Here is a 22,466-nt window from a genome sequence, read left to right on the forward strand (position 1 = left end):
AGGCCCTAATCCGCCAACCTCAGTCCTGCCGCGGCGCGCGCTGCGCGCTCTTTGGCCGGAACGCCTTCACCACGTCCGCGTTGGTTTCCAGGTAAGGCCCGCCGATCAGGTCGATGCAGTAGGGCACCGCAGCGAAAATTCCCGGCACCTTCACCACGCCGTCATCGCGCAGGCCTTCCAGCGTTTCCCGGATCGATTTCGGCTGGCCGGGCAGGTTGACGATCAGCGCGGCGTGCTGATCGGTTTCCCGGATCACCGCGACCTGGCGCGACAGGATCGCGGTCGGCACGAAATTCAGGCTGATCTGCCGCATCTGCTCGCCGAAGCCGGGCATCTCCTTGGTCGCCACCGCGAGCGTCGCCTCGGGCGTCACGTCGCGGCGCGACGGGCCGGTGCCGCCGGTCGTCAGTACCAGATCGCAGCCCACTTCGTCGACCAGTTCGATCAGCGTCGCCGAGATGGTCGGCGCATCGTCGGCGATCAGCCGCGTGACGACTTGCCACGGCGAGCTCAAGGCCGCGCCGAGCCACTCCTGCAGCGCCGGAATGCCCTTGTCCTCGTACACGCCCGTCGACGCGCGGTCGCTGATCGACACGAGGCCGATCACGATTTCGTCGGGGTGGTTACGTTGCTTGCGTTGATCAGGCGTCACGGTCGTCATCGTCGTGTTCCGGGGCGAGGTCAGCGTCTTCGGCTTCGTCGCCGGCGCCGGCCGCGTTCTTGATCCACTGGAACAGCTCGCGGAAGTAGCGCGGCGGCTTGCTCTGCTGCGCTTCCTTGCGCGCGTTGCGGATCAGCGTGCGGCCCTGCTGCGGGTCGGCGGCCGGGTGCTGGCGGATGAACTCGGTCAGTGCGGCGTCGTCGGCAAGCAGCTTTTCGCGGGTGCGTTCGATCCAGTGGAGCTTCGCCGTTTCCGTCTTGTTGACGCCGTTGTAAGTGTCGAGCGCGGTGCGCAGCGCGGCGGTTTCGGTGTCGAGCAGCGAGCGCATCACGCGGCCGACGTACTGGATCTGGCGGCGCTTGCCCTCATGATCAGTGATGCGGCGCGCTTCGCGCACGGCTTCGTCGAGCTTTTCGGGCAGCGGCATGCGCTTGAGCGCGTCTTTCGGCAGCGCGACGAGCGCCGCGCCCAGATCCTGCAACGCCTGCATTTCGCGTTTGACCTGGGACTTGCTCGGACGATCGTAGCCGTTTTCGTCGACTTCCGTGACGACCGATTCGATCGGTTGAATGCGGGTTTTGCGTGTCATGCCGGTATTGTAACTTGCCGCGCCGGCCCGACCCGCGGCGGCGCGTACCTTGCTATGATCGCGGGATGCATTTATCCCGCACCCGCGCATCTCGCGCCGAACACGGTGCGCATATCCAGGGCCGCGCGGCCCCAACAGGACGGCAACCACAATGGCAGCAGACATGGACGTCAAGCAGCGCTTTTTTCCGCATACCCAGGATGAACTGAAGGAAATCGCCTCGGACATCCTCCGTCACGCGAAGGCGCTCGGCGGCACCGACGCCGCAACCGAAATCTCCGAGGGCGACGGCCTGTCCGTCTCCGTGCGGCGCGGCGAAGTCGAGACGATCGAGCACAACCGCGACAAGATGGTCGGTGTGACGGTGTTCATCGGCAACAAGCGCGGCAACGCGAGCACCTCGGACTTCTCGCCGCAAGCGTTGAAGGACACGGTCGCGGCCGCCTACAACATCGCGCGCTTCACCGCCGAAGACGATTGCGCAGGCCTCGCCGAAGCCGAGCTGCTCGAAACCGCGCCGCGCGATCTCGATCTCTATCACCCGTGGAATCTGTCGGCCGACGAAGCGGTCGAAATCGCGCGCCGCGCCGAAGACGCCGCGTTCGCGACCGATCCGCAGATCAAGAATTCCGAAGGCGCGAGCGTGTCGGCGCAGCATTCGCAGTTCGTGCTGGCGACCTCGCGCGGCTTCCTCGCCGGCTACCCGTACTCGCGCCACTACATCGCGTGCGCGCCGATCGCCGGCAGCGGCCGCAACATGCAGCGCGACGACTGGTACACGTCGACGCGCAGCGCCGACGAGCTCGCCGATCCCGAAGCGGTCGGCCGTTACGCGGCGCAGCGCGCGCTCGCTCGCATCGGCGCGCGCGGCCTCGACACGCGCAAGGTGCCGGTGCTGTTCGAAGCGCCGCTCGCGGCGGGCCTGCTCGGCGCGTTCGTACAGGCGACGAGCGGCGGCGCGCTGTATCGCAAGACCTCGTTTCTGGTCGACAGCCTCGGCAAGCCGGTGTTTGCGCCGCACGTGCAGGTGGTCGAAGATCCGCACGTCGCGCGCGCGATGGGCAGCGCGCCGTTCGACGAGGAAGGCGTGCGCACGCGTCAGCGCTCGGTCGTGAAGGACGGCGTCGTCGAGGGCTACTTCCTGTCTACCTACTCGGCGCGCAAGCTCGGCATGAAGACCACCGGCAACGCGGGCGGCTCGCACAACCTGTCGCTGCTCAGCTCGAACACGCGCGCCGACGACGACTTCGAAGCCATGCTGAAGAAGCTCGGCACGGGTCTCTTGCTGACCGAGCTGATGGGGCAGGGCGTCAACTACGTGACGGGCGACTACTCGCGCGGCGCGTCGGGCTTCTGGGTCGAGAACGGCAAGATCCAGTACCCGGTCGAAGAGATCACGGTCGCGAGCACGCTGCAGGAGATGTTCCGCCATATCGTCGCAATCGGCGCGGATACGATCACGCGCGGCACCAAGCAGACCGGCTCGGTGCTGATCGAGAGGATGACGATCGCGGGGCAGTAAGCCGCGCGGCGGCGCGTTCCGGCGCTGTCCCGTATCAAACGAAAACGCCACGCAGCTCAACGTTGCGTGGCGTTTTTTTATTGCATGCGTGGCGCGTGCAGTCAGACGTCCTTGCGTTGATACGTGACGAATGCGTAATCGAAGTCGTTGGGCGCATTCGAGTGATGCGCTTCGCGCGCGATTTCTTCCCACACCTGCGGGTCGATCGCGGGGAAGGTCGCATCGCCGGCGAAGTCGGCGGCGATCTCGGTGACGATCAGCTTGTCCGCGTGGCGCAGCCCTTCGTCGTACAACTCCGCGCCGCCGATCAGAAACGCCTGCGGCGCCTGGTCCTGCGCGGCGAGCGCGAGCGCTTCGTCGAGATTGGTCGCGGTATCGCAGCCTTGAAAGCGCCGCGAGGCATCGCGCGTGACCACGATGTTGCGGCGTCCCGGCAGCGGCCGGCCGATCGATTCATGTGTCTTGCGGCCCATGATGATGGGCGCGCCCATCGTCGTGCGCTTGAAGAACTTGAGGTCTTCGGGCAGTCGCCAGGGCAACTGGTTGTCGCGGCCGATCACGCCGTTGCTGGCGCGAGCGACGATCAGGGTGAGCGTCGTCATCGAATGGAAAGAGGAGGGTAACCGGGCGATTCTACCCGACGCACCGATGTGCACCGATGCCCGCCCGCTGCTCACCCCTGCGCCGCCCCGTCCGTGGCGAGCCCTTTCTTGTCGTCGGCGCCACCCGGTTCGCGCAGACCGTGCACGCCCATCAGCCGATACAGCGTCACGCGCGAAATGTTCAGATCCACCGCCGCCTCGTTCAAGCGGTGCCGATGGCGCAGCAGCGCGGCCTCGATCGCGCGCTTCTCGGCGGCCTCGCGCGCCTGGGTGAGCGTCATGCTTTGCTGCTCGGTAAAACCGGCGAGGTCGAGATCTTCAGCTGAGATCAGCTTGTTCTCGGCCATCACGATCGCGCGGCGCACGCGGTTGATCAGCTCGCGCACGTTGCCGGGCCAGTTGTAGTTGTAGAGCGCCTCGATCGCCGACGGCGTGAAGCCGCGAATCTTGCGCGCGTTGTCGGTCTTGAACTTGTGCAGGATGTGGTACGCGAGAATCTCGATGTCCCGCCCACGCGCGCGCAGCGGCGGCTCGTCGACGCGCAGCACGCATAGGCGATGAAACAGGTCCGCGCGGAACTGGCCGTCGCGCATCGCGCCGTCGAGATCCACGTGGGTCGCCGAGATGATGCGCACGTCGACCGGGATCGATTCGCGTCCGCCGAGCCGCTCGATCTTCCCTTCCTGCAGAAAGCGCAGCAGGCTCGCCTGGCTTTCGAGCGGCAGGTCGCCGATCTCGTCGAGAAACAGCGTGCCGCCGTCGGCAGCCTCGACTCGGCCGATCTTGCGCTGATTTGCGCCGGTAAAGGCGCCGCGCTCGTAGCCGAACAGTTCGGATTGAAGAAGGTGATGCGGAATCGCGCCGCAGTTGATCGGCATGAACGGCGCCTTGCGGCGCGGCGAGCGCTCATGGATCGCCAGCGCGGTCAACTCCTTGCCGGTGCCCGATTCGCCCGCGATGAACACGCTCGCGTCGGTGTTCGCGACCTTGCGGATCGTGCGAAAGAGCTGCTGCATCGCCTCGCAGGTGCCGACCATTTCCTCGTCGCCCGCTTCGCTGGCGGGCGGCGGGAGCTCCGGGTCGCACAGCGTGACCATGCCGAACGCGTGGCCGGCCAGATAGTCGATCGTCGCGTGCGCGACCGGCAGCTTCACGAAGTCGAAGCAGTAGTGGCGCACGAGACGTCGCACCAGCGGATCGCTGAGGCGCTCGTTGCTCGCGAGCGCGATCCAGCCGATCTGCTGCTGACGCAGGCTCGCCTCGAGTCCGCCGATGTCGCGCGGCGCGAAGCTCGCCAGATCGACGATGCCCGCGCACGTTATGTCCGGCTTCAAAAACCGCCCGAGTTCGTGCGCCGAGCGCGCGGCCGCGACCTGCCAGCCGCGGCTTTTCAGGTGCGCGATCAACGTTTCGTCTGGGGTGCGCGCGACGTACAGCAGCTGTCGCGCGACGCCCGGCATCGCGGCGCTCGCGGGCGCGCCGGTTTCGTTGCTAGCCGGTGGCTCGACGGCCGGCGCCGCGGCGGCCCCGGCGGACGACACCGCGGCGCGCTGCTTCGGCACTGCGAGCGACAGATGCGATCCCGCTGCCGCGACGGAAGCCACACTGCTCAGATGAGGTGATTCACGCACGTTCGACCTCGTATCGTTGACACGTCAGAAGGTGTACGGAAAGCGCACGCCGACCACGAAGTTCGGCGCGTCGGGTGTGAGTCCGATCGATACCGAGCCGTTGATGGTCAGGTGCTTGTTCACGACGTGGTTCAGGCCAAAATTCATCGCCGCGGCCGTGGTTTCGCTGCCCGGCACCTTCTGGTAGCTGCCGCCCGGCGCCTTGGTCTCCGACTCGGGCTCGAGCGCCATCGTGAACGATACGCTGGCCGAATCCTTGTCGGAGAACGCGAGCGCGACGCCGCCGCCGAACTGCACGATGTCGCCGAGCTTGACCGTCGCCGGTTCGGTTTGTCCCTGCACCGACGAGATGTCCGCGAACGAACGCGCGATGTTGTAGGTGTAGGAAACGCTGCCGAACAGCACGACCGGGTCGTAGGTCTTCAGCACCGACAGACCCGCGGTGATGTTCCAGAAGCCGGTGCCGGTCGGCAGTCGGGTCGGCGCGACGAGGTTGGTGTTGTTCGCGTCGACCTGCACGACTTTTTCGCCGAACGGCGAGCTGCCGGTCGGCGCCTTCACGCGCAGACTGCCGACCACGTCCGGCAGCGCATTGGTTTCCCTGACGAACTGGTAGTAGATGCCGAAATTCACGTCGCCGATGTCGTGACTCGACACCGTCGCGTCCGACAGCGTGCTGGCCGCGCCGCCCGCGCCGCCGACGATGAAGGTGCTGCGCCGGTACACGTACGGCACGTCGACGTCGACGTTGATGCGGTCGGACACGCCGTAGCGCGTGTCCAGGTCCGCCATCACCTGGTGCGACTTGGTCTGGCCGAGGTTGATGTTGCCGAGGAAGATCGCGTCGAGCGCGAGGAAGCCCGACAACTGCAACTGGCGACGGTCGTAGTAGGTGTCGCTGATGCCGAAGTCCATCGTCAGCTTGTGGTCGAACAGCGGCGCATGCTCGCGCTGCACGACCGCCTGCTCGGCTTGCGTGCGCACCGGTTCGTTCGCGCGCTGGGTCTGGCCGACCGCGCCGCTGCCGTCGGTGGCGGCGGGCAGGCCGCCGGCGCTGGGGGTGCCCGCGTTGCTGCCGTCCGGCGTCGGCGGATTGACCGGCACGCCGGTGGCGGTGCCGGTGGTGCCCGCCGGCGCGGGCTCGCCAGGCGCGATCTGCGCGAGCGGCGGCAGCGGCACCGGCAGCCCGTCGGCGCCGGGCTGCTCGGTCACCGCGCCGCTGCCCGCGGGAGCGCCGGCGCCCGGCACGCCGCGGCCGCGTTGCGCCATCTCGAGTTCGGTGACCTGGCGTTCGAGCGAATGGATCTGCCGCTGCTGCTCGTCGACGACGCGCATCAGCGTGTTCAGACGGTCCTCCACGGATTGACCGGCGAGCGCCTGCGCGCTCGCTGGCTGAGAAAGAGCCCAAAGCATGACGGCGGCCGGAATGGCCGCGAGAGCCATGCGCGGTGCCCTGGTCGATGACACTTTTTTCATTATTTGCTCCCCCGGTGGTCCGGCCGCGCGGTCCTGACTGCGCGGCCGTCTCTTTTCTGCTTGTGGTGCAACTGGCGGGTGGCGGCCCGCTCCGTTATCTCCTGTTTTGCAGTGCCTGCAGTACGCCCAACTGACGAAGCATCGAAGCCGACATCTGCTGGGTTTGCAGATGCAGTTGCAGGGCGTTGGCGACTTGCTGGTTATTGCCTGCAATCTGCAGCAACTGGGCGATCTGCCCGTTGCTCGGCGCGATGGTCTGGGTGGCGAGCCCAGCGGGTGTCTGCAGCGCGACGTTCACGCCGTTGCTGCCGAACGAAATGCCGGCTTTCACGGAGCCGGTCGAATTGCTGGCCGTCGCCGACGGCGCGTTGGCGGAGCCCGTCAGCGTCGCGGCGCTGTTGTTGAAGTCGATCAGCGCGGAGTTGGTGCCGCTGTTGCGATCGCCCGCGACCTGGCTAACCTGCGACACGCCGTTGACGCCGATGCTCTGGCCGCCGCGCGCCTGCGCATTCGGATTGGCGCCCGAATCGCCGGCATGGCCGTGCGCGCCGCCGCTCACGCTCGCGAACGTGCTGACGGAACTCGTGAGCTGGCCGCCACCGTTCTGTACCGCGCTCAGCGAGCCTTGAGCGAGCGCGCCCGCGCCGTTGGGCAACTGCCATTGCGAAATGACGTTCAGCACGAAGCCGGAGATCATCGTCGCGCCGGCGTATTTGCCGGTCTGGGTCGCGAGCACGTCGTCGCCGACCAGCTGCACTCGCAGCGGCTCGGCGCCCGGCGCGGACCGTGTCGAAACTTCGGGAGCCGGTGGCGAGGCGGCGCCCTCCGAAGCATGGGCAATGCTGCTTGCGCCACAGGCGATGGAGCAGAGCACGAACCCAAGCGGTGTCAGGTGTGACTTCATGGCGGGATCAGAACATGTCTGCCTTGTTCAAGCCGTACTCGAAAAAGGGCGTCGCGGCGGTGCCGGCCGCCAGCGCGGCGGCGCGCAGCTTCAGCGCGAGCGACTCGTTGTCCTGCAACAGCGGTGAATCCTCCCTGAAGGGTTTGCCGAGGACCGCGAACACGAGGCCGTTCCAGGTCTTCGCGAAGTCGTCTTCGAGCACGACGCGATTGCCGAGCGCCGGGTCCGCGATGAACACGCGGCCGTCCTGCGCATGCTTGACGATCACGAAATGCTCGTAGCCGTCGATGTTCATCAGGACCATCACGGGGATCTGAAGATGGTGGAGCGCGTCGACGTTGACGCGAAAGCCGCGGCCGCGCAGTCCGATGGTCTCGACGAAGTGCTTCATGTCGAGCATCGAGAAGCCGTTCTTGACGACGACTTCGGGCGTCGAGAAAACCATCATCCGGCGGATCAGTTCGGTTTCCGGAATATCGATGCCGTAGCCATACGTGAGGAGGGTGGCGAGCGCCGCCGCGCCGCAGCTGTAGTCGAACTGCTGATTGACGATATGGTTGTAGCGCAGGTCCTTCATCGAACGGACCGTCTTCGTCAATGGCACGCCGACGAACGTGGACGTGTCGATGCTCGACTGTGCGGCGGCGTGATTCGCGCACAGCACACAGCCTGCCAGCGCTACGGCGAGCGGTAGCGCCGGGAACCCCTTGAACCCGGTCATGCTGGTCTCCTGCCCGATCCGCGCCGGCAGCTTCTATGGCTGCCGGCGCGCCCTTCCGACTGCTTTTGCTTCTTCTGCTTGCCCGCGGTCGTCGCGTCGTCGGCTTATTTGCCGCTGTTCAGCGCCGCGATGGCAAGGCCGTTGTGCTGCAAGTTGCCCGCGCCGCCGGCGATGTTCACGCCGATGTTGCCGGAGGCGCCTTTCAACGTATCGGCGCCCAGACTTGCGGTGCCCTGGAATTGCCCGTGAACGACCATCGTGGCGGATTGCGAGTTGTCATCCGTCGCATCCATCGCGGTGGTCAGCGCCTTGCCCGGCGAGGTCGTCGTCACTGCGCCGGCAAGCGCGTTGTCCTGCGCGTTGCCGATGCCGGACGCGACGTTCACGCCGACGTTGCCCGTCACGCCCGACAGCGACCCGTTGCCGACCGACGCGTTCAGATTGAAGTTATGGATCGCCGCGCTGCCGCCCGAGGACTGCACGTTGAAGTCCTGCGCGTTGCCGAACACGTTGCCGACGTCGACCGAGGCGAGCGACACGTCGTTGCTCTGTGCGTTGTCGATGCCTTCCGCGACGTTGATGCCGAGGTTGCCCGACACGTTGCTGGCCGCGTTGGTGCCGGTGGTCGCGTTCAGCGTGGCGGCCCGTTCGTTGTTGATGTGCTGCGTGATCGAGCCGCGCGTCGTCACGTCGGTCGTCGCGAGGCCTTCGTCGATGCCCCATACGGCGCCGTACGCGTTGGTCGACGAAGAGCGGCTGCGCGAGTAGCTCGACGATTGCTCGCCGACCCTCGCAAAGCCAGAGCCTTCGCTCGCCTTGAAGCCCCACGAACGGCTTTGCCCGGACGCTTCGCTCGCTTCGAAGGCGCCGGCGACGCCCGACGAGTTCGAGTAGCTCGACTCGCGATAACCGGCGTGCAGGCCGCTGTGCGCGCTGAACGAGCCGCTGCCGTGCGAGGGAGTGTTGTGGTCTTGATAGCTGTAGCTGCCGCCGATCGAGCCGCCCGCCGCGATATGGCCGCCCGAATTCTGACTCGTGTGCGAGAAGCTGGCCGCGATGCCGGCTGCCTGCTGGCTCGTTTCATAGCCGCCGCTCGTCACGCTCGCACTCTGGCTGCCGTACGCATAGCCGCCCGAAGCTTCGAAGCCCTGCGCGCTCGAGCTCGACGAGGTATGGCTTTGCGTCGTGAACGCGAATGCCGTGCCGCCGCCTCTGACCGACGACCTGTTGTTGTTGATGGTCGTGGTCACGGTGCCGGTGGTGTAGGTCTGCGCCTGCGGATCGAGCGTCGCGTTGACGTTGACCATCTGATTGTTGTTGATCACCGCGTTAGCCGTGCTGGAGACATGCACGCAGCCAAACAGTCCGACCATACCCTCGACGCCGACCATCTCGCCGACGACCGTCGTATTGAACAGGTAGGCCTTCTGCGGCGCGGCAAGCACGCTGCCGGATGCGGCAACGAGAACGGCCGTGGCAATAAGAGTGCGCTTCATGATTCGCTCCGATACTTAAGTGTGGTCAGTTAAAAAAAGTGCCCGCCGGGGGACGGAGCACAAAACTGTTTGCCGTGGCATTACCGGCGCCGGCTGCCTGGTTGATCTGCACGATTCCGCTCGCGTTACGGAAGGCATCGCTGGAAATGCTTGCCTCGCGCACGCCGTGAATCGTGTTCGACCGCCCCGGACTGCCGTTTTTCGGGGCCGTCGCGGATAGCTCCCCATCCGAGACGGTCTCGACTCCGAGCGCCGCAGTCCCGATCTGGGTGCTGTTGCGCTGCAGATTCCCTGCTCCGGCCGACTGGTTCACCAGCACCGCGCCGGATGTGTTCGAAAACGCATTGGCTTCGATCGACGCTTGCGCGCGCGGCACGTTGGCGACCACCGACGCGCTTTGCACGCTCGCGTTCGCGTTGCCGACGGCGGCGCCATTCGTCACCGTGATCTGGTTGATCTGCGCGTTGTCGAGGCCAGCGGTTTCGTTGACCGAGAGCGCGCCCGTCGCGCCCATGCCCGCGCCGCTGCCGATCGTCGCGGTGGCGCCGATGACCGGCGCCGCCGGCGACTGCGCGTGGGCCTCGCCCGCGACGAGCGCGGCGACGCCCATGCACAGGCACGCGCAGACGCGCAGGGCAGTGCGCGCCGAAGTGAATTGCAGTGATTCGAGCGATGGCAGCGAGGGGCGCAGGCGCGTGCTCATTTCAGACCTCCGGGTGCGCCGCCGAGCACGTTCGATAGCGGCGCGAGCGCGCCCGTCACGGACGAGCTGATCGTGCCGCCGACGCCCGTCGCCGGTCCGCCGATGCCGCCCGCGTTCAGCGGGATCGTATTGCCGGTCGCCTTGCCGGAGAGGATCTGCGTGACGGCCTGCATGCCCGTGCCGCCGAGCACGCCGCCGGCGCCGACGCCGTTCGAGCCGTGCGCGTTGGTCAGATCGGTGTCGCCGACGAGCGTCGCGATCGTCGGGTCGAACGAGTTGGCCGGGAACGTGGTGGCGCGCACCGCGACCGGGTCCTGGTCGCGCGGCACGGGGACGAACGCGTCGCGCGGCGTGACGCTGCGCTCGACGATGATGTCGCCCGGATTGGCGACCTGCTCGGCATACGCATGGCTCGCGAAGCAGGCGCTGACGAGGACGCTGGCGAAGAGGGCGGTGCCGGCCAAAGCGGTGCGCGGCACGACGGGAGCGTTGCTGAACGACGCCGCCGGCAGCCCGAGGGCGCGCGGCGTCTGGTGGTTCGTGCTCATGTCCCGGTCCCTTCTCTGTTGTTGCTTGTGTCCCGCCGTCGTGGGGCGCGTCAACTTTCGCGCGGCCACCGGTCCCGCATTCCTTGGGTATTTGCTATCGGTTCGTTGCTTCGTCCTGCTCACTTGCGCTGGTATGTCGCGACGTTGCCCTGGGCGGCGCGTGCTGCATCGACGGGCACGGGCAGCGGCGAGGGCGGGGCGATCTCGTCCCACAACGTCACCTGGTTGCCGCCGCCTTGCATCAACTGTGGCGTCGCGGCGACCATCAACATGCCGACCGCGCCGCCGCGTTGCCGCGACAGCATCTGGTCGTCGAGCGAAATATCGTTCATCGATGCAGCATCGCCGGCCGGGTTCGACGCGTTGGCGGCAAGCTGGCTGCCGTCCTCCGCGGCAACCGGCGAAGCGGTTTGCGGGCTGGCGGAGGCGGGGTCGGTGGCATCGTTGAAATCAGCCGGCGTGACGGAACGCGTCGGGGCGGCTACCGTTGTCTGGGTGCCGGCACTCGCCGGCAGGGCGCTGAGCGCCAAGGCTGCGCAAATTGCGAAGAATGGTGCGCGGCGTCTTATCAGATCGATGCGGAATGCGAGTCGCATGATGTGTCTCCCTGGTGTTCGCCAATTAGCGAAACATGTGCCATCACTCGCAATCCATTGATGCGTCTGGCGCCCACCGGCGGAATGACAACTAATGCGTTCCAAATCGGAAAAAAACGTTGCAGCCCTGAAACGGGTCAGCAGAAAATACCTATAATTCGATAATCTGTAAGGTACGAACTACCGTCGCGGGAACGCCACGAAAAGCGCTTCCACTAATGTTTTATTTGTCGGCTGAATATATGGCGATCGGCCGCTAAACCATGATGGGCAAGGGGTCCATCGATTAAATTCGCATAATTGTTTTCGAAGCGGCGCACGTATAGTAAGCTCTCGAAAACAGCTTCAGATTTAAAAAAGGCCCATATCGGGCCGTCTCAAACACACACGCCGCTTTCTTGGGGATCAGCTGTCCGCACGGAATGGAATGGCCGTTCGGGTTTTGCGATTCGCGAATCCCGGACGAGTCAGCGTGTCTGAACCGCAGTTTCAGGTGCATGCGTCGTCCTTAACGTTCGTTGACGAGAGGATCTGAATAATGGAACCCGCAGCGCGGCAACTGATTTACGTTTCGCGTGACCCGAGCGCGGAACTGAATACGCGTTTTATGCAGCGTGGCTGGCATGTGGAAGTCGTGGGATCGGCGCGCGATGCGCGCCGGGCAGTGCGCACCGGCTCGGCAGCTGGCGGCCTGCTCGATTTGTCCAGCGATTTCCAGCCGCACGAAATCGCCGCTTTTGAATCCTGTTTGACCATGCCGAACGTCGGCTGGGTCGCTGCCACTGCGCCTGGCCAACTGCAAGACGCCGCGTTGCGCCGGCTCGTGCGCGACTACTGTTTTGATTATGTGACGGTGCCGTCTTCTGGCGACCGTATCGTCGACTCGGTCGGTCATGCGTACGGCATGATCTCGCTGAGCGACACGACCCCGCACGACGGCTTGCAAGGCGCCGAGGGCGAGATGGTCGGCTCGTGCGACGCGATGCTCGCGCTGTTCCGCTCGATCCGCAAAGTCGCGATGACCGACGCACCGGTGTTTATCTCCGGCGAATCGGGCACCGGCAAGGAGCTGACGGCGGTCGCGATTCATGAACGCTCGGCGCGGCGCAACGCGCCGTTCGTGCCAATCAATTGCGGCGCGATTCCGCCGCATCTTCTGCAATCGGAACTGTTCGGCTACGAGCGCGGTGCGTTCACCGGCGCGAACCAGCGCAAGATCGGCCGCGTCGAAGCGGCCAACGGCGGCACGCTGTTTCTCGACGAAATCGGCGATCTGCCGCTCGAAAGCCAGGCGAGCCTGTTGCGCTTCCTGCAGGAGCGCAAGGTCGAGCGGCTCGGCGGACATACCGCGATCGATGTCGACGTGCGCATCATTTCGGCGACGCACGTGGACATGACCGCGGCGATGATCGAAGGACGCTTCCGTTCCGACCTGTATCACCGCCTCTGCGTGCTGCAGATCGACGAGCCGCCGCTGCGTGCGCGCGGCAAGGACATCGAGCTGCTCGCGCGGCACATGCTCGAACGTTTCAAGAAGGATGCGAGCCGCCGTCTGCGCGGCTTCGCGCCCGACGCGATCGCCGCGCTGCATAACTACGGCTGGCCCGGCAACGTGCGCGAGCTGATCAACCGGGTGCGGCGCGCGATCGTGATGTCGGAAGGACGCGCGATCACCGCGCGCGACCTCGAACTCGCCGAATACGTCGAGATCGTGCCGGTGTCGCTCGCGCAGGCGCGCGAAGCGGCGGAACGTCAGGCGATCGAGCTTGCGTTGCTGCGGCATCGCGGGCGGCTCGGAGACGCGGCACAGGAGCTCGGCATCTCGCGGGTAACGCTGTACCGGCTGCTGTGCTCGCACGGCATGCGCCATATGGAAGGCGAGCCGATGTCGGCGCCGCACGGCGATTTGCCGGCGTCGGTGCAGCATCTGTAAGCGGCGAGGCTGGCGACGCGGCTTGTGAAGGTCTGGCGCGTCGCCTCGAAGCACTTTGCGTGCACGGTTTAGCCGCTCGTGTATCGCGTGCCGCGTCGTTTTCCTTCCCGCCTGACATTCCCCTCGATATTTCCCATCCGGCGCGCCATGCCCCGGCGTCGTCCGGTCGCGCTTGTTAGAATCGGGCTTTGCTCAATTCCGTGAGCGCGCCTGATCGGGTTCGCGCCGCGTCGAAGGAAACCGCATGAAACAATACCTGGACCTCGTCCGCACGATTCTCGATACCGGCACGTGGCAGGAAAACCGCACCGGCATCCGCACCATCAGCATGCCCGGTGCGATGCTGCGCTTCGATCTGCAGCAAGGCTTCCCCGCGGTCACGACGAAGAAGCTCGCGTTCAAGTCGGCGATCGGCGAGCTGGTCGGGTTCCTGCGTGCCTCGCGCAGCGCCGCGGATTTCCGCGAGCTCGGCTGCAAGGTGTGGGACGGCAACGCGAATCAGAACGCGCAATGGCTCGCCAATCCGTATCGCGAGGGCCCCGATGATCTCGGTGACGTGTACGGCGTGCAATGGCGCAAGTGGCCGGCCTATAAGGTGCTCGACGCCAGCGCCAGTGCGCAGCTGGCCGACGCGCAGGCGCGCGGTTTTCGCGTGATCACGCAGTTCGACGAAGATGGCCGCTCGAAGGTACTGCTTTACAAGGCGATCGACCAACTGCGCCAGTGTCTCGACACGATCATGCAGAACCCCGCCGATCGACGGATTCTGTTCCATGCCTGGAATCCGGCCGTGCTCGATCAGATCGCGCTGCCGGCTTGCCATCTGCTGTACCAGTTCCTGCCGAACGTGACGCGCCGCGAAATTTCGCTGTGCCTGTATATCCGCAGCAACGACGTCGGGCTCGGCACGCCGTTCAATCTGACCGAGGGTGCGGCGCTGCTGCACCTGGTCGGACGGCTGACGGGCTATACGCCGCGCTGGTTCAGCTATTTCATCGGCGATGCGCACATCTACGAGAATCAGCTGGATATGCTGCATCAGCAACTCAAGCGCGAGCCATACGAGAGTCCGCGGCTCGCGATTTCCGATCGCGTGCCCGACTACGCGAAGACCGGGGTGTACGAGCCGGAATGGCTAGAGAAAATCGAGCCGGCGGATTTCTCGCTGATCGGCTATCAGCATCACGAGCCGCTGACGGCGCCGATGGCGATCTGATCTCGGTGGAAGCGGGGCGATAGCGTTCCCCCCGATATAGAAAAGCCCCGCGATGGTGTGTATCGCGGGGCTTTTTCGTTGTCGGAACGGCAGGTGTCCTGCTCAGCTCCTGTGATGGTCGTCGCGATTGCCGCCGCCTTGGTGCTGCTCGACGTGTTGCGGCTGCGGCTGGGGTTGCGGACGTGGCTGCTGCACCGGTTGGGGCCGCGGTTCGGGGCGTGGCTGCTGCATCTGCATCTGCATCTGTGGACGCGGCTCTGGCCGGGCTTGCGGCACCGGCATCGGCTGTGGTCGCGGCTCGAAATGCGGCTGCTGCGCCTGCTGGAATTGCGGCTGGGGCCGAGGAGCTTGCGGCATCGGCTGCGGACGCGGCTCGAAATGCGGCTGCTGCGCCTGCTGCAACTGCGGCTCGGGCCGAGGGGCTTGCGGCATCGGCTGCGGACGCGGTTCGAAATGCGGCTGTTGCGCCTGCTGCATTTGTGGTTCGGCACGCGGTTGCTGCGGCGGGACGGCGCGCGGCGCCTGTTGCATCGCAGGCGGATGCCAGTTCGACCCACGCGCCTGTTGCTGCGCGGCCGGGTTTTCCGGCGGATGCGGCACACCGGACTGCGGCGCGAAGCTCGGCTGTTGCGGGTGGCCGGGCTGTTCCATGCGCGGCGCCTGCTGCGCCATCGGCGGATGCGGCTGCGTCCATGCGGGCTGAGACCTGCCGACCGCGCCCCATTCCTGCGGCGCGCCGTGCTGCCCTGCGTGCGCTGCCGCGTCGGCTGGATTACCGCCGACTGCTTGCGGTGGCCGCGGCACACCATTCGACGGACGGCCCAGATTGCCCACGAGCCCGCTCTCGCCGGGCTGCGGCGGACGCCCGTTGCCGACCATCTGCGGCGGCATGCCCGCACGCGCTTGCGCAGGCGCCTCGCCACGCGGCACCACGGCGCCAGCTTCGCCGGGCCGCTGACCGGCCTGTTCGACGCCATGCGGCGCGTTGCCGCCCATTGCGCCAGGCGTACCTGGCGCACCTGCCGCCATCCCCGGCGGACGTCCCGGCACATGCGATTGCACGACCCGCACGTTCGCCATCGGCAGCGCGCCAGGTGCACCGGTCATATGCGCGGGTACCGAGGTGCGCACGACCGGCTGGCCGCCGCCGGGCACCCGGCCGCCGCTTTGCGCGAAGCGCTGCGCGAGTTCGTCGTGGAAAGCGGCGGGCATGACGGGATTGCGGGTCGCGACGACCGGCCGGCCGGCGACGCTCGCCGGTGGCCGATAGTTCGCGCGCCGCAGATCCGACCCGAAGCTTTCGCGCACCGGCGCGATCCCCGGTGCGCCCGGATTGATTCGCGCGTTGCGCCACTGCGCCGGGTCGACCTTCTGCGAGAAGCGTCGGACCGGCTGACCGTGCACGAACGCGGTCGCCGGCACGGCCGTCACACAGCCCGGCACGCGATAGTTCACGTACGTGTTCACGTTGCGGTGGTAGTCGTTGTAGATCGTCGCGCGGTTCACGCGGTTGTAATAGCCGGCGCTCCAGCGATCGTGATCGCCCCAATGCGGATGCCACGGCTCGCCCGGCCCGAGCGGAAACCACGCGACCCCCGCCGCGATGACGCCGCCGACCGCCAGGTTGACACCCCAGTCGGTGCCGCCGTCGTTATCACCGACGAACGCGACCAGCGCCGGCGCATAGGCCGGCGCCACGTCCGCTTCGAGCGGACCGGGCACCCAGGCCCACGCGCCGTCGATGTCGGCCCAGCGGCCGTAATGGTACGGCGCGAAGCCCCAAGGCTGGTCGTCGACCCAGGTCCAGCCCCACGGCGCCTGCCAGACCCAGTGGCCGTCATGATACGGCGCCCAGCCGGCCGGCGTCGCGTTCGGCACCCACACTGCGCCGTACTGCGGCGTCTCGCGCCATGTGCCGTTGGCATCGAGATCCTCGTAGCCGGGGATGTCGCGCGACACGTAGCGCGCCGACAGCGAGCGGTCTTCGGTGGCGTCGCGGCTGGCGGCCCATTGGTCGAGCTCGTCGGCGGCGGGCGCGCGGTTGTCGGCGAGTTGCTGCAGGTTGGTGCCGGCAAAGCGGATCTGCTGACCCGCCGCAATCGGCACCTGGCCGCCGTCGCCGTAAGCGATTGCGCTGCCGCTGCGCACGGTGACGGTCGTGCTGCTGCCGTCGGGGGCGACGTCGACGCGGTAGTCGCCGGGACCGTTCACGCCGAGCGCAAGATTCGGCGTGTCGATTTCATACGACGACCCCGGCGCGAGTTCGCGCACGCGTGTCGACAGCGTGCCTTGCGCGACTTTCAGCTGCGCGGTCGAGTCGTCGAGGTTGAGCACGTCGAGGCTCGTGTTCTGGCCGAGGCGCACCGCGGTCGAGCCGATGTGCAGCTCGGAGCGGGCGTTCTGGTCGTTCCACAGCTGGTCGCCGGTCGTCAGCGGCCGGTTGATCTGCGCATACGACCAGCCGGTCGCGCCGGCGGGCTCGGTGGTCACGGCCCCGGCCGTGTAGTTCAGACGCGCGATGCGTCCAGGCGGATCACCCCCGGACGCTTCGCCGCCCGCCCCGACGGCTACCGCGGCTGGTGGCGCAGGTGGCGCTTCCTGCGCGAGAGCGGTTTGCGCGGCGAGCGCGACGACCGCGGCCGCGATCAGCGTATAGCCGCTGATCCGGCGATGAATCCCCGCTTGCAGCACGGGTTGCTTGGCGTGTGTCATGACTGATCTCCGGCGGACGCGGCAATCGGCCGGGTCCGTTCAGTCACTGTACCTGCCGCCTATGTTTCAAGGCCCGCACATTTGTAAGGTGGATTCGCTCGCCTGTAACAAAAGGTCTCGCGCGGGTCTCGCGCGGGTCCCGCGGCTCCGCGGCAAAGCCGGTTCAGCGGTCTATCCGGCCAGAAACGCATCGAATTGCTGATGGCCGGCCGGCGTGACGCGCAGCACGCGCGGCCGCTCCGTCCGCTCGACCCAGCCATGCGCCGACCACGCGTCGAGCAACGCCGCACCGAGCGCGCCGCCCAGATGCGGCCGGCGCATGCTCCAGTCGAGGCAGGTGCACGCGAAGCGCCGCCGCCGGGTCTTCTGCGCGGCGAGGTCGATGCCCCAGTCGGCGAAGCGGGCGGCGCCCTGCGCGGTCGCTTCGAGCGAGGCGCCGTTTTGCGTCAGCAACCCGCGCTCGAGCATGCGCTCGAACATCCGCACCGACAGCTCGCCGGCCATGTGGTCGTAGCAGGTGCGCGCAAAGCGCATTTCCAGCGGCACGGTGCGTGCCGGACGCGGCACGGAGCGCTGCGGCGCGCTGACTTGCGCGACGTTCGCGAGTGCTTCGATCGATGCGGCAATGTCCGCCGACGCGATACGGAAATAGCGATGCCGGCCGCGCACTTCGAGCGAGAGCAGCCCGCCGTCGGTGAGCCGTCCGAGATGGGCGCTCGCCGCCGATGGCGACAGCCCCGCGATCATCGTCAGTTCCCCCGCGGGGCGCGCGCTGCCGTCCATCAGCGCCCACAGCATCGCGGCGCGGCCGGGATCGGCGAGTAGCGCGCCGATGCGGCTCAGGCCGGGGAAGTGGTTCTGGTCGTCTAAGAGGGGGGCGGTCATCGCGAATCTCCTGAAGGGGTGGCAAAGGGCGCCGCCACGATTCCTACTCTACGCGCATCAGGTATTCGATGTTTCAGCTTTGCGTGAACAATCAATGTGACGGACGTGTCACGCTCGCCCGCGTTCCCGCGCCGTCTCGTGCCGCCAGGCTAGAATCGAAGCCTGTTCTTGCAGGAATTCGATGTGATGAAAACGCTTCTGGCCGTCGCCGCGACGGTTCTGCTGTTTACCGCCTGCGCAGGGGGCGGAGCCGGCTCGGGCTCGGCCGGCAGCGGCAGCATCAGCATGTACGGCACCATCGACCAAGGGATCACCTTTCACAACTAGGCCGACCGCCGGCCCATCGGCGTGCCGCGCGCCGCGTCTTCCATGCGACGCCGCGCCGCGCGCAATATTGCGCTCGTATAATCGCCTCCTTTCAATGCATCCGATTGACCGGAGTCAAGATGAGCACTGTTCCCACTGCACCGCTGGACCGTTCGGAAACCACCTTCCGCTTTCTCGCCGAGCCGACCTCGGTCAACTTCGGCGGCAAGGTGCACGGCGGCGCGCTGATGAAGTGGATCGACGAAACCGCCTATGCATGCGCGGCGGTATGGTCGGGGCGCTATTGCGTGACGGTCAGCGTCGGCAATATCCGTTTTCGTCGGCCGATTCTCGTCGGCAATCTGGTCGAACTGCGCGCGCGCGTCGTCGCCACGGGCCGTACCAGCATGCACATCCACGTGTCGGTGCACGCGGGCGACCCGAAGGGCGGTGAACTGCTGCAGACCACCGACTGTCTCGTCGTGATGGTCGCCGTCAACGAGAACGGCCATCCGGTGCCGGTCCCCGCCTTCTTGCCGGAGACCGAGGAGCAGAAGCGCCTCGCCAGGTACGCGATGGACGTGAAGGAAGCGCTCGACGCGATCGTCGAGCTGAAGCCGGAAGAAGTCGCGCAGGGGAAAATCTGAGCGCAGCGGGGCGGCGCGCGGCGCGCCCGTTTGCGCGCCTTCCTTCACGCCGCCTCGCGGATCATCATGCCGTGCGTCCGACCATATCGTTCGGTCGCACCCACTCGTCGAACTGCTGCTCGGTGACATAGCCGAGCGCCAGTGCCGACGCCTTCAGCGTCGTGCCTTCCTTGTGTGCCTTTTTCGCGATCTGCGCGGCCTTGTCGTAGCCGATGTGCGGATTGAGCGCCGTCACCAGCATCAGCGATTCGTTCAGCAAGGTATCGATGCGCTCGTGATTCGGCTCGATGCCGACCGCACAGTTGTCATTGAAGCTCTGCGCGCCGTCGGCGAGCAGGCGCACCGACTGCAGCAGGTTGTGCGCGATCATCGGCCGGAACACGTTCAGCTCGAAGTTGCCGCTCGCGCCGCCGATGTTCACCGCGACGTCATTGCCGAACACCTGCGCGCACAGCATCGTCAGTGCTTCGGACTGGGTCGGATTGACCTTGCCCGGCATGATCGAGCTGCCCGGCTCGTTTTCCGGGATCGACAGCTCGCCGAGACCGCAGCGCGGGCCGCTCGCGAGCCAGCGGATGTCGTTGGCGATCTTGTTCAGGCTCGCCGCTACCGTTTTGAGCGCGCCGTGCGCGAAGATGAGCGCGTCGGCCGCGGCCATTACCTCGAACTTGTTCGGCGCCGACACGAACGGCAAACCGGTCAGCTTGCCGATCGCGGCGGCGACGCTGTCGGCGAACTTCGGATGCGCGTTCAGTCCCGTGCCGACCGCGGTGCCGCCCTGTGCGAGCTCGTACAGGTGCGGCAGCGCCGACTCGACGTGCCGAATGCCATGCTCGAGCTGCGCGACATAGCCGGAGAATTCCTGGCCGAGCGTGAGCGGCGTCGCATCCTGCAGGTGCGTGCGGCCGATCTTGACGATATCGGTAAACGCTTTCGCCTTGCCGTCGAGCGTATCGCGCAACGTTTTCAGCGCGGGCAGCAGATGCTTGACGATCGCGTCCGCGGCGGCCACGTGCATCGCAGTAGGAAACACGTCGTTCGACGACTGCCCGCGATTCACGTCATCGTTCGGATGCACCTTGCGCGCTTCGCCGCGCTCGCCGCCGAGCAGTTCGCTCGCGCGGTTCGCGATCACCTCGTTGAGGTTCATGTTGGTCTGCGTGCCCGAGCCGGTCTGCCAGACCGCGAGCGGAAATTCGCCCGGATGCTTGCCGTCGATGATCTCGTCGGCCGCCTGCATGATCGCGCGCGCCTTCTGCTCGTCGAGCACCCCGAGGCCGAGATTGACTTCGGCGGCCGCGCGCTTGATCACCGCGAGCGCGGTGATCAGTTCGGGCGACTGCTTTTCCGTCGAGATCTTGAAGTTCTGCAGCGAGCGCTGCGTCTGCGCACCCCACAGGCGAGCGTTCGGCACCGCGATTTCGCCGAAGGTGTCGCGCTCCATCCGTACGTCTTCAGTCATGGTTGACTCCGCTTCTCAAAGTTCCGAGTTGACAGGCAATAACGAGAATAGACCGGTTAGCACATTCCGGTAAAAACCGGCCTGCGGATCGAAAATGTAGGTGCGTGTCTCGCCGTTCTCGACGTCGGTCCAGACGAGCGGCGACAGCGGCGCGCCGATCGAGCGCAGATAGGCGAGCTGGGCCGAGTCCGCGAGCGTTACGTGGTAGCTCTGCTCCGGCTGGGTCCCGCGCTCGAAGATTCTCGCGACCTGATTCGCCAGTTCGGGGCTGTGGATCACCAGCGCCAGCTCGGTGTTCAGATTGGCCGAGCGCGGATCGAGGTTCATCGAGCCGATCACGAGAATCTTGTGGTCGATCACGTAGGCTTTCGCATGCAGGCTCGCGCGCGAACGCGAGCCGACCAGCCCGACGTTCGGCGTTTCCTGGCGCGGCCTGAATTCGTACAGCTCGACACCGGCCTTCAGCAGCGGCACGCGAAACGGACTGTAGCCGGCCTGCACGGCGACCGCGTCGGTGGCCGCGAGCGAGTTGGTCAGCACCGCGATACGGATGCCGCGATGCGTGAGCTCGCTGGCCGCCTGCACCCCCGCGGCGTGCGGCACGAAGTAGGGCGACACGATCAGGAAATCGTGCTGCGCGTCGCGCATCAGTTCGCGCAGCCGCGCGAGCGGCGGGCTCACGTAGTCCGGCGACGGATGCTCGATCTTCTCCGGCAGGTCCACCCGGAATTCCGCGTCCGCCCACGTGAGGCCGAGCTGCTCGCTCGTGATCTGCGCGGCAAGCGGCGTCGCGTTCAGCGGTTTCGCGTTGTACGGATCGGCATTGGTGCGCCAGTGATGGCGCAGGTCGTCGCGCGTCTGGTCGAGTTCCTTCTGGTCGAACTTCTGCTTGTTCAGCGCACGCAGCGGATAGGCGAGCTCGCTGTTCCAGTAGTCGTCGAAACTCGCGGAGACGTCGGCGACGATCGGGCCCGCCGCGAGCACGTCGAGGTCGCGGAACTGCAGCGTTTCGCTCGCGCTGAAGTACTCGTCGCCCAGGTTGCGACCGCCGACGATCGCCAACTGGTTGTCCGCGATCATCGCCTTGTTGTGCATGCGGCGCGTGAAGTGGCCGATCTGCGTGAACAGGTTCGTGGTGCGCTCGAACAAGCCTTCCTGCGCGCTGCCGAACGGGTTGAATACGCGGATCTCGATGTTCTCGTGCGTGTCCAGGCCCGCCATGATGCGGTCGATGTCCTTGAAGTTCAGGTCATCGACCAGCATGCGCACCCGCACGCCGTGATCGGCCGCATATAACGCGGCGCCGAGCAGCAGCTTGCCGGTGGTGTCCTCGTTGGCAATGTAGTACTGCATGTCGAGGGTTTTGGTCGCCGCGCGCGCAAGCGCGATGCGCATTTGCAGCGCGTCGGTGCCGTTCGCCAGCACACGGAAACCCGACTGCTCCGGATGCTTCGCCTCGAGCGGCGCGAGCGCTTCGCGCAGCGGCGTATCGGCGGTGGCCGGCAGCGCGTGCGTCACCTGGCGGTCGAACGCGGTGGCGGGCGGCTTCGTCGCGCAGGCGGTCAAAAATGCCGCCGCGCAACAGAGCAGGAAGATTTGGCTCGTTGTGCTGACTATCGAGCGGCGGCGCGCGGCCCGCCGATGTTGTTCGAATTGGCCCTGCACGCTGTTTTCCCCTTGTTGCAAGCTTTTCGCGTGGCGACAGCGAAGGCCTGTGCCCGCTGTCGAGAAAACCATTCTAAGGGAATTGGGGCGGGTTCCGCGTACGTCGGCAAACGCAGCGGAGTGCCGCGCGTTGGTCGCGAGGGCGCCGCGGTTCGGTGATCGATCACGTGCTGCAAACCGCGGCGCGCGGG

20 protein-coding genes are annotated in these 22,466 nt (G+C 66.5%); 5 read left to right on the forward strand and 15 right to left on the reverse strand.

Annotation, left to right across the window (positions count from 1 at the left end; translation table 11 throughout):
• Positions 1 to 19: 19 nt before the first annotated feature.
• Both mog and yjgA read right to left on the reverse strand, forming a co-directional pair.
• Positions 20 to 661 carry a molybdopterin adenylyltransferase gene (gene mog, locus AB3X94_RS00095; RefSeq protein ID WP_368610529.1) on the reverse strand — a complete coding sequence of 214 codons (642 nt, stop codon included), beginning with the start codon at positions 659 to 661 and terminating at the stop codon, positions 20 to 22.
• Positions 642 to 1,250: a ribosome biogenesis factor YjgA gene (gene yjgA / locus AB3X94_RS00100; RefSeq protein WP_176105412.1), complete on the reverse strand. Its 609-nt coding sequence runs from the start codon at positions 1,248 to 1,250 to the stop codon at positions 642 to 644. The genes mog and yjgA overlap by 20 nt, the downstream gene beginning before the upstream one ends.
• 151 nt (positions 1,251 to 1,401) lie before the next feature.
• Between yjgA and pmbA the strand changes: the two genes are divergently transcribed.
• On the forward strand, positions 1,402 to 2,772 hold the full coding sequence (gene pmbA, locus AB3X94_RS00105; RefSeq protein WP_176124213.1) for a metalloprotease PmbA: 1,371 nt from the start codon (positions 1,402 to 1,404) through the stop codon (positions 2,770 to 2,772).
• 101 nt (positions 2,773 to 2,873) lie between these two features.
• On the opposite strand, the gene AB3X94_RS00110 is transcribed toward pmbA, so the two are convergent.
• The 9 genes from AB3X94_RS00110 to AB3X94_RS00150 form a co-directional block, all read right to left on the reverse strand.
• Positions 2,874 to 3,374, reverse strand: a complete 501-nt coding sequence (locus AB3X94_RS00110; protein WP_176105414.1) for a dihydrofolate reductase — start codon at positions 3,372 to 3,374, stop codon at positions 2,874 to 2,876.
• 71 nt (positions 3,375 to 3,445) lie between these two features.
• Positions 3,446 to 5,005 (reverse strand): sigma 54-interacting transcriptional regulator, encoded by a 1,560-nt coding sequence (locus AB3X94_RS00115; protein ID WP_368610530.1) that lies wholly within the window; start codon positions 5,003 to 5,005, stop codon positions 3,446 to 3,448.
• A gap of 24 nt (positions 5,006 to 5,029) precedes the next feature.
• Positions 5,030 to 6,481, reverse strand: coding sequence for a hypothetical protein (locus tag AB3X94_RS00120; RefSeq protein ID WP_368610531.1), 1,452 nt, complete (start codon positions 6,479 to 6,481; stop codon positions 5,030 to 5,032).
• A gap of 94 nt (positions 6,482 to 6,575) precedes the next feature.
• A complete protein-coding gene (locus tag AB3X94_RS00125; protein ID WP_368610532.1) occupies positions 6,576 to 7,385 on the reverse strand; it encodes a peptidase C39 in 810 nt (269 codons plus the stop codon).
• 7 nt (positions 7,386 to 7,392) lie between these two features.
• Positions 7,393 to 8,106, reverse strand: a complete 714-nt coding sequence (locus tag AB3X94_RS00130) for a C39 family peptidase (RefSeq protein WP_368610533.1) — start codon at positions 8,104 to 8,106, stop codon at positions 7,393 to 7,395.
• 104 nt (positions 8,107 to 8,210) lie between these two features.
• Positions 8,211 to 9,602 carry a hypothetical protein gene (locus tag AB3X94_RS00135; protein ID WP_368610534.1) on the reverse strand — a complete coding sequence of 464 codons (1,392 nt, stop codon included), beginning with the start codon at positions 9,600 to 9,602 and terminating at the stop codon, positions 8,211 to 8,213.
• A gap of 25 nt (positions 9,603 to 9,627) precedes the next feature.
• Positions 9,628 to 10,305 (reverse strand): hypothetical protein, encoded by a 678-nt coding sequence (locus AB3X94_RS00140; RefSeq protein ID WP_368610535.1) that lies wholly within the window; start codon positions 10,303 to 10,305, stop codon positions 9,628 to 9,630.
• On the reverse strand, positions 10,302 to 10,853 hold the full coding sequence (locus AB3X94_RS00145) for a hypothetical protein (protein ID WP_368610536.1): 552 nt from the start codon (positions 10,851 to 10,853) through the stop codon (positions 10,302 to 10,304). The genes AB3X94_RS00140 and AB3X94_RS00145 overlap by 4 nt, the downstream gene beginning before the upstream one ends.
• A gap of 119 nt (positions 10,854 to 10,972) precedes the next feature.
• Positions 10,973 to 11,449: a hypothetical protein gene (locus AB3X94_RS00150; RefSeq protein WP_176105422.1), complete on the reverse strand. Its 477-nt coding sequence runs from the start codon at positions 11,447 to 11,449 to the stop codon at positions 10,973 to 10,975.
• Between the two features lie 538 nt (positions 11,450 to 11,987).
• Between AB3X94_RS00150 and AB3X94_RS00155 the strand changes: the two genes are divergently transcribed.
• Both AB3X94_RS00155 and AB3X94_RS00160 read left to right on the forward strand, forming a co-directional pair.
• Positions 11,988 to 13,382 carry a sigma-54 dependent transcriptional regulator gene (locus AB3X94_RS00155; protein WP_176105423.1) on the forward strand — a complete coding sequence of 465 codons (1,395 nt, stop codon included), beginning with the start codon at positions 11,988 to 11,990 and terminating at the stop codon, positions 13,380 to 13,382.
• Positions 13,383 to 13,626: 244 nt separating this feature from the next.
• Positions 13,627 to 14,598, forward strand: coding sequence for a thymidylate synthase (locus AB3X94_RS00160; protein ID WP_176380321.1), 972 nt, complete (start codon positions 13,627 to 13,629; stop codon positions 14,596 to 14,598).
• A 102-nt stretch (positions 14,599 to 14,700) separates the two neighbouring features.
• On the opposite strand, the gene AB3X94_RS00165 is transcribed toward AB3X94_RS00160, so the two are convergent.
• Both AB3X94_RS00165 and AB3X94_RS00170 read right to left on the reverse strand, forming a co-directional pair.
• Positions 14,701 to 17,310, reverse strand: a complete 2,610-nt coding sequence (locus AB3X94_RS00165) for a DUF6600 domain-containing protein (protein WP_368610537.1) — start codon at positions 17,308 to 17,310, stop codon at positions 14,701 to 14,703.
• A 171-nt stretch (positions 17,311 to 17,481) separates the two neighbouring features.
• The gene (locus AB3X94_RS00170) at positions 17,482 to 18,195 is read right to left on the reverse strand and encodes a helix-turn-helix transcriptional regulator (RefSeq protein WP_176105426.1); all 714 of its coding nucleotides are present in this window, start codon (positions 18,193 to 18,195) and stop codon (positions 17,482 to 17,484) included.
• A 186-nt stretch (positions 18,196 to 18,381) separates the two neighbouring features.
• On the opposite strand from AB3X94_RS00170, the gene AB3X94_RS00175 reads away from it, so the two are divergent.
• Complete coding sequence (locus AB3X94_RS00175) at positions 18,382 to 18,522, forward strand: hypothetical protein (protein WP_176105427.1); 141 nt, start codon at positions 18,382 to 18,384, stop codon at positions 18,520 to 18,522.
• 119 nt (positions 18,523 to 18,641) lie between these two features.
• Positions 18,642 to 19,148, forward strand: coding sequence for an acyl-CoA thioesterase (locus tag AB3X94_RS00180; RefSeq protein WP_176105428.1), 507 nt, complete (start codon positions 18,642 to 18,644; stop codon positions 19,146 to 19,148).
• Positions 19,149 to 19,212: 64 nt separating this feature from the next.
• Here the strand turns inward: AB3X94_RS00180 and fumC are convergent, their stop codons facing one another.
• Together fumC and AB3X94_RS00190 are read right to left on the reverse strand one after the other, a co-directional pair.
• Positions 19,213 to 20,610 (reverse strand): class II fumarate hydratase, encoded by a 1,398-nt coding sequence (gene fumC, locus AB3X94_RS00185; RefSeq protein WP_176105429.1) that lies wholly within the window; start codon positions 20,608 to 20,610, stop codon positions 19,213 to 19,215.
• Positions 20,611 to 20,625: 15 nt separating this feature from the next.
• Entirely contained in the window at positions 20,626 to 22,347 is a 1,722-nt protein-coding gene (locus AB3X94_RS00190) for a phospholipase D family protein (protein ID WP_246391781.1), read from the reverse strand.
• Positions 22,348 to 22,466: the final 119 nt, after the last annotated feature.

The sequence above is a fragment of the Paraburkholderia sp. BR10923 genome (assembly GCF_040948765.1).
GTDB lineage: Bacteria > Pseudomonadota > Gammaproteobacteria > Burkholderiales > Burkholderiaceae > Paraburkholderia > Paraburkholderia youngii.